We start from the raw sequence: 12730 nt of genomic DNA, 5'->3' as shown, positions 1-12730 counted from the left end.
GCGGGGGGTGTGACGGCATGACGTGGGCACTGTCGCTCGTCGGGGCGGGCCTGGTGCTGTTCGTGCTGCGCGACGTCTTCCACACGCTCTGGCACCCGACCCGGCACGGCGGGCTCAGCCGGCTGGTGATGCGGGCCGTGTGGCGGCTGTGGGCCCGGCCCGGGGCGACCGTGCGGCGGGTGAGTCTCGCGGGGCCGACCGGCATGATGACGGTGGTCGCCATCTGGTCGCTCCTGGTGGCCGTCGGCTGTGCGCTGATGTACTGGCCGCACATGCCGGGGGACTTCTCGTACTCCTCCGGGCTCGCCCCTTCCTCGCACGCGGGCCCGCTCGACGCGCTGTACGTCTCCCTCGTCACGCTGGCCACGCTGGGGCTCGGCGACATCGTGCCGACCTCCGGCTGGCTGCGGGTGCTCGCCCCGATCGAGGCCCTGGTGGGCTTCGCCCTGCTGTCCGCGACCGTCGCCTGGATCCTGGGCGTCTATCCGGCCCTCGCCCGCCGCCGGGCGCTCGCCCTGCGGCTGTCCCATCTGCGCCGCAGCCGGGCCACCGCCCGGGCCCTGGACACCGACGGCAGCGCCGCGCTGATCGACGCCCTGGCCACGGCCTTCGCGACCGTCACCGTCGACTTCCTCCAGTACGCCGAGTCGTACTACTTCTACGACGGCGAGGAGCACATCTCGCTGCCCGCCCAGCTCCCCTACGCCACCCGTCTGGCCGCCCAGGCGGCCCAGGCCCGGCATCCGGACGTCCGGGTGGCGGGGGCGGCGCTGCGGACGGCCCTGGACGACCTGGCGGGGGTGCTCGACGCGCGCTTCCTGCGGACGGGCGGGGCTCCGGAGGGCGTGTTCGCGGCGTACGCGGCCGACCACGGGCGCGGACGGAGCAGCGAAGGAGGAGGGGACCCATCCGCTTCTCGCGGATCCTGATTGTGCGGTGCACGGCTCGAAGCCGCTTCTCCGCGTCCTCTCGGAAGGGGACCCCTCCTCACCCTCAGCAAAGCACCGCTCGGCGCCGCGCGCCACGCAGTGTGCGCACTGTGATGCCCGTCTCTCGCCAAACGGCGATTCACACCCATTGATGTGCATTTTTGTTACGGCAATACAAACAGCGAAACATTCCAGTAATCCAAGGCAATATCCCTGATCAACCTTCGATTCCGATGCGTTGCAGCCATGTCGATCTTTCGATCTAATGCCTGATGTCCGGAGCGGTGACCCCGTCTCCGAAGTGGTCCAGGGCGTTCCCCCACAGTCGGCGCGCCCCGAACGAGCGGGAGTGCGGCAGCGTGGCAGCGGTATCGATGGTGGATGCGTTCCGGCGTGATCGGGTCGGGATCGTCTCGCTCTTCGTCGTCGGGTTCTTCGTGCTCCTCGCCCTCGCGGCGCCCCTGGTCACCGCCCTCTACGGCAAGAACCCGACCGAGCACTACGGCCAGAACGGGGCCGGTCTGCTGAGTCCGGAGGGCCTGCCCCTGCTGCCCAACGGCGGCATATCGGCCGAGCACTGGTTCGGCATCGAGCCCGGTCTCGGCCGTGACGTCCTCGCCCAGCTGGTGTACGGCGTCCGCACCTCGCTGCTGATCGCCGGCACCTCGGCCGCCGTCATCGCCGTCATCGGCGTGGTCGTCGGGGTGGCGGTGGGCTACCTCAGCGGCTTCGCCGACCGGGCCTTCACCTTCGTCTGCAACGTCCTGCTCGCCTTCCCGGCCCTGTTGTTCCTGATCACGCTGGGCCCGGTCGTCCAGACGCGCTTCGTCGGGCCGGGCGAGAACGAACCCACCTGGATGCAGTTCCTCGTCCTCGTCCTCGTCTTCTCGGCCTTCGGCTGGGTGCCGCTCGCGATGGTGCTGCGCACGGTCGTACGGTCCCTGCGCGAGCGGGAGTTCGTCGAGGCGGCCCGGGCCCTCGGCGCGAGCCGGCGGCACATCGTCTTCCGCGAGCTGCTGCCCAACGTCTGGGCCCCGGTCCTGGTGCACCTCACCCTCACGGTGCCCGCGATGGTCACCACCGAGGCCGCGCTGTCCTTCCTCGGGGCCGGCGTCAACGAGCCCGTCCCCGACTGGGGCCACATGATCTCCCGGGGCGCCGACGTCTTCTACGACGACCCCACCTACATGGTCTTCCCCGGCGCCTCGCTCCTCGTCTTCGTCCTCGCCTTCAACCTCCTCGGCGACGCCGTACGGGACGCACTCGATCCGCACACCGTCCGCTGAGCCCGCCCAACGCCACTCACCCTCATCAGCAACACCCGCACGACACAACGGAGTTCGTCATGCCCGCAACCAGACTGCGCGCCACAGCCGTTCCGGCTCTCGCCACCACCGCCGCCCTGCTGCTGTGCTCCTGCTCCGCGGGTGCGGGTTCCGGGAACGCCAAGAACAGCGCCGCGGCCACCAGCGGTCAGCGGCTGACCACCACCCTCGGCACCGCGAAGGACAGCCAGGGCCCCGCCGCCGAGATCCCCGGCGCCCGCGCGGGCGGCACCGTCACCGTCGCCAACGAGCAGGACTTCTCCCACCTCGACCCGCAGAAGATCTACGCCGGCGAGAGGTACAGCACCTCGCTGCTGTGGGGCAGGCAGCTGACGCAGTACCAGATCATCGACGGCAGGCCCAGGCTGGTCGGCGACCTGGCGACCGACACCGGCACCTCCGCCGACGGCGGCCGCACCTGGACGTACCACCTGAAGGACGGCATCGCCTGGGAGGACGGCAGGCCCGTCACCGCACAGCAGGTCAAGTACGGCATCGAGCGCACCTTCGGGCCGGGCTTCGAGCTCGGCCCCACCTACTGGCCGCAGTGGCTCACCGGCTCCGCGGACCGCGCCGAGGCCGTGAAGAAGTACGGCGGGCCCAAGAAGGACGGCGACCTCGAGGCCATCGAGACGCCCGACGACAGGACCATCGTCTTCCACTTCCCCGAACCGCAGTCCGACGTGCCGTACATGGCCTCCCAGTCCTCCTCCTCGCCGGTCCGCGAGGACAAGGACACGGGCACCGGCTACGACGTCAGGCCCTTCGCCACAGGGCCGTACAAGATCGTCGAGCACAAGCAGAACCGCAGCCTCACCCTGGAGCGCAACCCGTACTGGAAGCCGGAGACGGACTCGATCCGGCACGCCTACCCGGACCGCTTCGAGTTCACCTTCGGCAAGGCCGCCCTCAACACCGCACAGGAGGTGCTCAACGGCCAGGGCACCGGCGCGACCACGCTCACCACCAAGGACAGGCTCCCGCCGGAGCTGTTCGCGACGGTCGAACGCGACCCCGCCAAGCGGAAGCTGGTCGTCTCCGGCAGCCAGGGCGCCTACACCCAGGACCTGTACATCAGGAACGACCGGGTCACCGATCCCGAGGTCCGCAAGGCCATCCACTACGTCTTCCCGCGCGAGCAGGCCCGCCAGGTCCTCGGCGGCCGCTACGCCGGCGACATCGCGGCCACCCTCTCCTCACCGGCCGTCGTCGGATGGAAGAAGTACGACCCCTACCCCGTCGCCCCCACCGGCGACATCGCCAAGGCCAAGGAGCACCTGGCCAAGGCGAGGACGAAGGTCACCAAGCTGACGTACGCGTACCCCACCGAGAGCCCGCAGGACGACCAGGTCGCACAGGTCCTCGCCGACGCCTTCGCCAAGGCCGGGATCAAGCTCGTCCTGAAGGGCCTTCCGCCCGGCGCGTTCAACGACGTGGTCTTCGGCGGCGGCGACAACCCCTACGACCTGTTCCTGTCGACCAACTCCGTGGACTGGCCCACCCCGTCGACCCTGCTCCCCCTCGGCTACGAGAGCCACCTGGACGCGGTGTCCAACCCCATCCGCTACGGCAACCCGCGGGTGGACAGGGAACTGGCCCGCATCTCGAAGATCGGTGACGCGCGGAAGAAGGCGGAGGAGCTGATCGGTCTGGAGGAGACGGTCATGAAGGACGTCCCCCTGGTGCCCTTCCTCTACAAGAGCATCTCCCAGTTCCGCGGCGAGAAGATCGGCGGCGCCGCCATCCACCCGATCTACGGCGTCACGGCCCTGGCCGACGTGTACGTGAAGAACTCCTGACCCCGCGACCATGACCCGATACCTCCTCAAGAGGGTCGCGCAGGCCGTGGCGGTGCTCCTCGCGATCACCGCCACGACCTTCGGGCTCTTCTACGCCGCCCCCTCCGACCCGGCCCTGATCGCCTGCGGCCCCAGGTGCGACTCCACGCAGCTCGCAGCCGTACGGACGAGCATGGGACTCGACCGGCCGATCGCCTCCCAGTTCACCGACTACGTCGGCGGCATCGCCGGCGGCCGCACCATCCCGGACGTCGACGGCACCCCGATCCCCTGCCCCGCCCCCTGCCTCGGCTACTCCTACACGCTCCACCAGCCCGTACTCGCCGCCATCGAGGACCGCCTCCCGGTGACCGTCTCGATCGCGGTCGGCGCCCTCGCGGTGATCCTCGTCCTCGGTGTCGGCTCGGGCCTGGCGTCGGCGCTGCGCCGGGGCAGGCCGACCGACCGCCTGCTGTCCGGATTCAACCTGCTGGGCGCCAGCGTGCAGATCTACTTCCTCGGCTACGTGCTCCAGTTCCTGCTCGTCTACTCCACGGGCCTCTTCGCGCCCCCGCGTTACGTCCCCTTCGCCGATCAGCCCGGCCAGTGGGCCCTCGGCCTGGTCCTGCCGTGGCTGGTGCTGGGCTTCGTCAACGCCGCCGTCTACGCCCGTCTCACCCGCTCGCAGATGCTGGAGACGATGCACCACGGGTACGTCCGCACGGCGCGCGCCAAGGGCCTGGGCACCCTGCGCACCCACCTGAAGTACACCGCGCGCGGAGCGGCCGGCCCGCTGGTCCAGCTGCTCGGCCTGGAGGTCGGGGCCCTGCTCGGGGGCGCGTTCATCACCGAGACCGTGTTCGGCCTCGGCGGCGTCGGCAAGCTGGCCGTCGACGCGGTGACCGGCAACGACCTGCCCACGGTCGTCGGCACCGTCCTCGTCGCCGCCTTCTTCGTCGTCGTGTTCGTGGCCGTGGCCGACCTGCTGGTGGCCTGGCTGGATCCCCGAGTGAGGCTCGCATGAGCGATCGACCCGCACTGAGCGTCCGCGATCTGGCGGTCACCTTCCACACCGTGCGCGGCCCGGTCTCCGCCGTCCGTGACGTCTCCTTCGACGTGGCCCCGGGCGAAGTCCTGGGTCTCGTCGGGGAGTCGGGGTCGGGCAAGTCGACGATCGGCCTGGCCGCCCTGGCCCTCCACGATCCGGCGCGTACCCGCGTCGAGGGCGGCATCCGACTCGGCGACGGCGGCCTCGATCTGGTCGGCGCGCCCGAAGCGGCTCTGCGGAAGGTCAGGGGCGCCCGTGTCGCGATGGTCTTCCAGGACGCCCTGGACGCGCTGTCGCCGTACCACACCATCGGCGCCCAGATCGCGGAGGCGTACCGCATCCACCATCCGCGGGCCGGCCGCGGGGAGGCACGGGAACGCGCGGCGGCGATGCTGGAGCGGGTGGGCATCCCGGCCGCCCGCGCCGCCGACCACCCCCACCACCTCTCCGGCGGCATGCGTCAGCGCGTCGTCATCGCCATGGCGCTGATCAACGACCCGGGCGTCCTGATCGCCGACGAACCGACCACGGCACTGGACGCCCGAGTCCAGCACCAGGTGCTCGACCTGATCCGCGAACTCCAGTCGGAGGCGGGGACGGCCATGCTCCTCATCACCCACGACGTGGGCGTGGTGGCGCGGACATGCGACCGCATGCTGGTGATGCGCGACGGCGAGGCACTCGAAGAAGGCCCCACCGAACGCCTCCTGACCTCCCCCGCCCATCCCTACACCAAGGCCCTCATCGGAGCGGCCCCCACCCTGGACACCGTCCCCGGCACCCGCCTGCCCACCGTCGACGACCCGGAGCCGAAGTCACGCCCCAGGGCCCGCCTCCGCGCCGCCCCCGATCCCGGGGTCCTGGCCGAAGTACGCGACCTGCGCGTGGACTACCCGGGCCGCCGCCGCGCCAGCCCCCACCCCGCGGTGAAGGGCGTGAGCCTCCACGTGGCACGCGGGGAGACCCTGGGCCTGGTGGGCGAGTCGGGCTCGGGCAAGTCCACCATCGCGCGAGCCCTGACCGGCCTGCGCCGCCCCACGAGCGGGGAGGTCCTCTTCGACGGCCGGGACGTCTCCGGGGCGGCGACGGACACCCGTCTGCGCCGCGAGCTGAGCCGCGACGTGCAACTGGTCTTCCAGGACCCGTACGCGTCGCTGAACCCACGCCACACCGTGGAGCAGATCGTCACCACGCCCCTGCGCATCCACACGGACCTGGACCGGGCGGAACGCGGGAAGCGGGCGGCGGAACTCCTGGAACAGGTCGGCCTGTCCTCGTCGCACCTCTCCCGTCACCCGCACGAGTTCTCCGGCGGTCAGCGCCAGCGCATCGGCATCGCCCGCGCACTGGCCCTCCGGCCGCGCCTGGTCATCGCCGACGAACCGGTGTCCGCGCTGGACGTGTCGGTCCAGGCGCAGGTCCTGAACCTCCTGATGGACCTGCGTGAGGAGCTCGGCCTGTCGCTGCTCTTCATCTCCCACGACCTGGCGGTGGTACGGCACTTCTGCGACCGGATCGCGGTCCTGAAGCAGGGCGAACTGGTGGAGGTGGGCCCGAGGGACACCGTCTTCGACTCACCGGCCGCCCCCTACACCCGCGAACTGCTGGACGCGTTCCCGCACCACCTCCTGCCCACCGGCGGCCGGCCTTCGCCGCCCGTCTGATCCCCCCGCGCCCCCGCCTCGTCACGGCTCAGCGGCGGACGCGGGGCATGCCCAGACCGATCCAGGAGATGATCTCGCGCTGGATCTCGTTGTTGCCGCCGCCGAAGGTGAAGATGACGGCGGACCGGTAGCCGCGTTCGAGTTCGCCGTGCAGGACCGCGCCGGCCGAGCCCTCCTTCAGCGCGCCGGCGGAGCCGGTGACCTCCATGAGCCAGGCGTAGGCGTCGCGGCGGGCCTCGGAGCCGTACACCTTGACGGCGGAGGCGTCCTGCGGGGTGAGGGTGTCCTGCTCGACGGCGTTCACCATCTGCCAGTTGAGCAGCTTCATCGCGTCGAGGCGGGCGTGGGTGCGGGCCAGGGTGCGGCGGACCCAGCCGAGGTCGAGGACGCGGCGGCCGTCGGCGAGCTTGGTGCCGGCGGCCCAGCGCTGCACGTCGTGCAGGGCGCGGATGGCCATGGTGCCGTGGGCGGCGAGGGTCACGCGCTCGTGGTTGAGCTGGTTGGTGATCAGCCGCCATCCCTTGTTCTCGTCGCCGACCCGGCGCGAGCACGGAACGCGGATGTCCTCGTAGTAGCTCGCGGTGGTGTCGTGGGAGGCGAGGGTGTTGATGAGGGTGCAGGAGTAGCCGGGGTCGCTGGTCGGCACGAGCAGCATGGTGATGCCCTTGTGCGGCGGGGCGTCGGGGTCGGTGCGGACGGCGAGCCAGACCCAGTCGGCGGTGTCGCCGTTGGTGGTCCAGATCTTCTGGCCGTTGACCAGGTAGTGCCCGGTGGTCTCGTCGCCCTCGCGGACCGCGCGGGTCTTGAGGGCGGCGAGGTCGGTGCCGGCGTCGGGCTCGCTGTAGCCGATCGCGAAGTCGATCTCGCCGGAGAGGATCCGGGGCAGGAAGTACGCCTTCTGCTCGTCGGTACCGAACCGCATGATCGTCGGGCCGACGGTGTTGAGGGCCATCAGCGGCAGCGGCACGCCGGCCTGGGCGGCCTCGTCGAAGAAGATGAACTGCTCCATCGGGGTGAGGCCGCGTCCGCCGTACTCGGTGGGCCAGCCGACGCCCAGCCAGCCGTCCGTGCCGAGGCGGCGCACGGTCTCGCGGTAGAAGCGCTTCTGGGCGGCCGGGTCGGCGTACCGGGCGTGGACGTCCTCGGGGACGAGCTCGGCGAAGTAGGCACGCAGCTCGGCGCGCAGGCGGTGCTGGGCGGGCGTGTACTCGAGGTGCATGGCGTCTCCCGTGGCGCGGGCTCGGGGCTCGGAGCTTGGGGCGGCCACGGTAGAACGTGTTCCAAAAATGTGGAAGGGCCCGTGCGCCGCTCGGCGGCGTACGGGCCCTTCCGCCCCGCTGGACGGGCGGGTGTCCGACGTGTGGGGAAGATCGAGAGGTCGGGAGGTGTCAGGGGAGGAGTTCGTCCATGGACGCGCGGGCTCCCTTTTCCGCCATACGGCGCTCCGCCCAGGCAAGGCTCTTCTTGTTCACGTCACGCCCGGAGGCCAGGATCAGGTCCTCGGCCGTGAACTCGCCCTCGGACCCGGCGTGCAGCAGCCTGTCGGGCGTCGGCGTGTCCCCCCTGGACGTCTTGTCGGCTTCTCCGTTCATGCCGCCTCCTCGTTCCGCGCATTTCTGCAGGCACTGGCCATTCTCGTGGCCGGGTCCCGGTCCCGCATGTCGGTGCGGTGTCGGCGCCGTGTCGACGGCGCCGGAGAGGCTGACGGCCCGGCCATCACGACAGCTCAGGAGCCACCCCATGCCCCCTGCCTCCCCCTCTTCGGGATTCCCGCTGCGCCGTGTCCGGGTGACCGCCGTCCGGCCGCTCACCCCGCGCATGGTCCGCGTCACCCTCGGCGACCCGTCCCTGGTCGGGGCTCCGCTCGCCCGGCCCGACGCGCAGGTCAAGCTCTACTTCCCGCGCGCCGGTCAGACCGAGCCCGAGCTGCCCGCGCCCGACCCGGACGGCGACGTGATGCGCTGGTACGCGGCGTACGGCGCGCTCCCGGAGGAGCGGCGTCCCTGGATGCGCAGCTACACCGTGCGGGCGCACGATCCGGCCGCCGGGACGGTCGACGTCGACTTCCTGCTGCACGGCGAGGCGTACGGCGAGGAACGGACGGAGGAGGAGGGAGAGCGGTACGGCGAGGGGCCCGCGACGCGGTGGGCGCGGGGCGCGCGGCCCGGGGACGTCCTCGGGATGTTCGGGCCGTCCGACCTGTTCGCCGCGCCCGTCGACCCGGGCGCGGGCGACTGGACGCTGCTGGTCGCGGACGCCTGTGCGCTGCCCGCCCTGGCCACGCTCGCCGAGGCGCTGCCGCCGGGTCACCGGGCCGTCGCGTACGTCCAGGTCGCCGACGCGGCGGAGGAGCAGCCGCCGGCCTCACCGGGCGCGCTGACCGTGCACTGGCTGCACGGCACGCAGTCGCTGCTCGACGCGGTGCGGGCGGCCGTCCTCCCCGACGGCTCGCCGTACGTGTGGCTGGCCGGCGAGGCCGGGACGGTGCGGGCGCTGCGCCGCCACCTGGTGGAGGAGCGGGGCGTCGACCGGCGGGCGGTCGACTTCGCCGGATACTGGCGGCGCCGCCTGACCCAGGACGACGCGCCGACGCCGCAGGACCTGGCGGAGGCGCGGGAGCGGCTGGCTGGCATGGAGGGGTAGTCACTCCCGTACGAGGGCGGCCGCCTCCTTGACGGTGAGGGCGCGGCCCTCCGCGTGGCGGTCGGCGTAGCCGGCGGGGCCGAGGGCGGCGCGCAGGGCCCGCTCGGCGCGGTCGCGGATCGCGGCCTCGGTGTGGGCGGAGAGGGGACGGATCCCGGCGCCGGCCGGGTTGCCGCGGTGGGTGTCGTACGCGCCGAGCAGCCGCGCGCCCGCCTCGGCGGCGCCGGTCCCGGCCCGCGCCCAGGCCGCGGTCGCGAACTGGGTGACGAGCAGGTGGGGCGCGACCATGTGGGCGAGCGGCTCCATCTCCCGTACGGCGCGGGCGAGCCGGGCCGTCGCCTGCTCGAACGCGCCGTCCAGGCAGTCGAGCCAGGCGCCGAGACCGCCGAGCACGCCCGGGAAGAGGCCCGGGGTGGTGTGACCCAACTCGGCGTGCATGCGGTGGAGTTGCTCGCGGGCGAGCGCGGTGCGGCCGGTGCCGCCGTAGTGCTGGGCGAGCAGCAGCCGGGCGGTGCTGACCGCCTCGGCGCCGGACTCGCCCGACTCCTCGGCGGCCTCGGCCAGCAGGCGTTCGGCGTCGGCGCGGGCGGCCGGGTCGGCGGCCACGGCCGGGGTGCGCAGCCGGACGGAGGCGAGCAGCGCCTTGAACACCGGGATCTGGGAGCGGGCCCCGAGGAGCGCGGCCGCGTCCATCGCCCGCGCGAAGTCCGCGGCGGCCTCGTCGGCGCGGCCCGCGCGCTCGTACGTCTCACCGCGCGCGGCCAGCGCCTCGGCGACGCCCCAGGAGTCCCCCGCCGCCTCGAACAGGCTCAGCGCCTCGTCCGCGTCGTCGGGCCGCCCGCCGAGCAGCCGCGCCCGCATGAGCAGCGCGAAGGCGAGGTCCCAGCGGTCCCCGTGCGCGCGGGCCGCGGCCACGAGCTCGGTCAGCGTGTCGTCCATGCTCGCGAACCGGCCCGTCATCAGCCGCGCGAAGAACCACATGAAGCCGGGGTGCCGGCAGTTCTGCGGCAGTCCGGGCCGGTAGGCGGCGACGACCGGTTCGAGCCGCCCCTGCATGCCCGCCCCGGTGACGTCGCCGCCCTGGGTGGCGAGCGCGAGCAGCCGCCCGCCCCGGCGCGCCTCCCACAGCCGCTCCCCCGTCCACGGCGGCGCCACCTCGTGACACCGCCCGTCGAACGCCGTCGCCTCCCGCACTGGCTCCTCGAACGGATCCACCCCGATCCCGGCCACCTCGCCGAGCCACGTCCGCGCGTCGTCCAGGTGGTTCCGCAGCTGCCAGAACCAGCTCATGGCGTGCACGAGACACAGCGCCTCCTGCTCGTCCCGACCCCGCACGGCGGTTCGCAGCGCCCCGCGCACGTTGTCGTGCTCGGTCTCCAGCCGCCGCAGCGCGAACGCCCGCCGGGGGCCGCGGAGTTCGAGATCGGCAAGGCGGGCGAGTTCCCGGTAGTGGGTGAGGTGGCGCCGCTCGGCGGCCGGCCGGTCCCCGGCCTCGTCGAGCCGCTCGGAGGCGTACTCGGCGACGGTCTCCAAAAGCCGGTAGCGCATGCCGGTGCCGAACCGGGCCCCTGCCTCCGACCCGGCCTCGGTGGCGACGACGAGCGACTTGTCGACCAGCGAACCGAGCAGATCGAGGACACCGCCACCCTCCCCCGGCTCACCGCACACCGCCTCCGCCGCCTCCAGATCACAGCCACCCGTGAACACCGCCAGACGCCGCAGCACCGCCCGCTCGCCCTCGTCCAAGAGGTCCCACGACCAGTCGACCACCGCACGCAGCGTCTGCTGCCGCGGCAGCACCGTCCGCGCGCCCGAAGTGAGAAGCCGGAAACGGTCGTCGAGCCGGTCGGCGATCTGACGCGCGGTGAGCATCCGCAGCCGGGCCGCGGCCAGCTCGATCGCCAGCGGCAGGCCGTCGAGACGGCGGACGATCTCCGCCGCGGCCTCGGGGTCGTCCTCGACCCGGAAGCCGGGACGCACAGCCGCGCCACGCTCGCCGAGCAGCCGCAGCGCGGTGGCCACCGGCAGCGGGCCGAGCGGGTGCAGCACCTCGCCGGGGACGCCCAGCGGCTCGCGGCTGGTGGCGAGGACGGTGACACCGGGGCAGCGGGCGAGCAGCGTCTCGGCCAGCTCGGCAGCGGCGCCGACCACGTGCTCGCAGTTGTCGAGGACGAGGAGCAGGCGGCGCCGGGAGCAGTGTTCGACGAGGACGGTGAGGGCGTCGCGGGTGGCGGGGTCGGTGAGGGCGGGCGTGGCGCGCAGATGGGTCTCGCGGGCGCCGAGGGCGGTGAGGACGGCGGCGGGGACGTCGGACTCGGCGCGCACGGAGGCGAGTTCGGCGACGGCCGCCTCGCCCGGGCGGGCGCGCGCGGCCTCCAGGGCGAGACGCGTCTTGCCGACGCCGCCGGGGCCGGTCAGGGTGACGAGCCGGGCACGGTCCAGCGCCTCGCCCAGTTCGGCCAGTTCGGTGTCGCGGCCGAGGAACGAGGTGAGCGGCGCGGGCAGCGGCGGCCGCGCCGGCGGCCGGTGCGGCTGCTCGCCCGCCAGCAACTCCTCGTACAGGGCCTTGAGTTCGGGGCCCGGCTCGGTGCCGAGGCGTTCGGCCAGGGTGCGGCGCACCGTCTCGTACGCGGCGAGTGCCTCGGCGGGGCGCCCGGCGGCGCGCAGGGCGCGCAGCCACAGGGCCTGGAGCGGTTCGTCGAGCGGGTGGCCGGCGCGCAGCTCGGTCAGCTCGGGCAGGACGGCCGTCGCCTCGCCGAGCGCGACGGCGGCGGCGAGGCGGTCGCGGCGGGCGCGGGAGCGGCGCTGTTCGAGCCGGACGGCGAGCGGGTCGGTGGCATGGCCGGGCAGGTCGGCGAGGGCGGGGCCGCGCCACAGCGCGAGGGCCTCGTCGAGGAGCGCCGCCGCGCGCTCCGGCCGGCCGGCGGCCAGCTCCCGCGCCGCCTCGTCCGCGGCCCGCTCGAAGCGGAAGGCGTCCACGTCCTCGGGTGCGGCGGCGAGCCGGTAGCCGCCGGGCACGGAGGCGACGGCCTCGTGGCCGAGGGCCCGGCGCAGCCGGCCCACCAGGGCCTGGAGCGCCGCCAGCCGGCCGGCCCGCCCGCCGCCAGGTTCCTCCGCCCACACCTGGGCGATCAGGTCGTCCGTCCGCACGGGGCGGCCGCCCGCCGCGGCGAGGGCGGTGAGCAGGGCGCGGAGCCGGGCGCCGCTGAGGGCGGCGTCCGGGCCGTCGGCGCCGGGGGCCCGGACGGGGCCGAGGATGCGGTAGGGCGGGGGCGGCTGCACCGCGCCATTCTGCCGAATCCGCCCGTGTGGCGGTGTCGCCGCCATGGCGTGCGGGGGGTGC

At 73.4% G+C, this 12730-nt stretch carries 9 protein-coding genes; 6 read left to right on the top strand and 3 right to left on the bottom strand.

Annotated elements, in window-relative coordinates; genetic code table 11:
- Positions 1 to 17: 17 nt before the first annotated feature.
- From ACFYU9_RS17290 to ACFYU9_RS17270, 5 genes are all read left to right on the top strand, one after another.
- Positions 18 to 929, top strand: coding sequence for a potassium channel family protein (locus ACFYU9_RS17290; RefSeq protein WP_389345256.1), 912 nt, complete (start codon positions 18 to 20; stop codon positions 927 to 929).
- 359 nt (positions 930 to 1288) lie between these two features.
- Positions 1289 to 2215 carry an ABC transporter permease gene (locus tag ACFYU9_RS17285; RefSeq protein ID WP_389345255.1) on the top strand — a complete coding sequence of 309 codons (927 nt, stop codon included), beginning with the start codon at positions 1289 to 1291 and terminating at the stop codon, positions 2213 to 2215.
- A gap of 59 nt (positions 2216 to 2274) precedes the next feature.
- Positions 2275 to 4053 carry an ABC transporter substrate-binding protein gene (locus ACFYU9_RS17280; RefSeq protein WP_389213730.1) on the top strand — a complete coding sequence of 593 codons (1779 nt, stop codon included), beginning with the start codon at positions 2275 to 2277 and terminating at the stop codon, positions 4051 to 4053.
- Positions 4054 to 4063: 10 nt separating this feature from the next.
- Complete coding sequence (locus tag ACFYU9_RS17275; protein WP_389345254.1) at positions 4064 to 5056, top strand: ABC transporter permease; 993 nt, start codon at positions 4064 to 4066, stop codon at positions 5054 to 5056.
- Positions 5053 to 6744, top strand: a complete 1692-nt coding sequence (locus tag ACFYU9_RS17270) for a dipeptide ABC transporter ATP-binding protein (RefSeq protein ID WP_389345253.1) — start codon at positions 5053 to 5055, stop codon at positions 6742 to 6744. The genes ACFYU9_RS17275 and ACFYU9_RS17270 overlap by 4 nt, the downstream gene beginning before the upstream one ends.
- Positions 6745 to 6772: 28 nt before the next feature.
- On the opposite strand, the gene ACFYU9_RS17265 is transcribed toward ACFYU9_RS17270, so the two are convergent.
- Together ACFYU9_RS17265 and ACFYU9_RS17260 are read right to left on the bottom strand one after the other, a co-directional pair.
- A complete protein-coding gene (locus ACFYU9_RS17265; protein ID WP_389213721.1) occupies positions 6773 to 7963 on the bottom strand; it encodes an acyl-CoA dehydrogenase family protein in 1191 nt (396 codons plus the stop codon).
- A gap of 169 nt (positions 7964 to 8132) precedes the next feature.
- The gene (locus ACFYU9_RS17260) at positions 8133 to 8336 is read right to left on the bottom strand and encodes a hypothetical protein (RefSeq protein ID WP_389213718.1); all 204 of its coding nucleotides are present in this window, start codon (positions 8334 to 8336) and stop codon (positions 8133 to 8135) included.
- A 148-nt stretch (positions 8337 to 8484) separates the two neighbouring features.
- Here ACFYU9_RS17260 and ACFYU9_RS17255 point away from each other — a divergent pair, with 148 nt between their 5' ends.
- Positions 8485 to 9387, top strand: coding sequence for a siderophore-interacting protein (locus ACFYU9_RS17255; protein ID WP_389345252.1), 903 nt, complete (start codon positions 8485 to 8487; stop codon positions 9385 to 9387).
- On the opposite strand, the gene ACFYU9_RS17250 is transcribed toward ACFYU9_RS17255, so the two are convergent.
- Complete coding sequence (locus ACFYU9_RS17250; RefSeq protein WP_389345251.1) at positions 9388 to 12714, bottom strand: BTAD domain-containing putative transcriptional regulator; 3327 nt, start codon at positions 12712 to 12714, stop codon at positions 9388 to 9390. It lies immediately after the preceding gene.
- Positions 12715 to 12730: the final 16 nt, after the last annotated feature.

Origin of the sequence: Streptomyces sp. NPDC004327, assembly GCF_042873935.1 — a bacterium.
Taxonomy (GTDB): domain Bacteria; phylum Actinomycetota; class Actinomycetes; order Streptomycetales; family Streptomycetaceae; genus Streptomyces.
The sequence above is the reverse complement of the archived record's forward strand: the minus strand, read 5'-3'. Positions and strand labels throughout refer to the sequence as shown.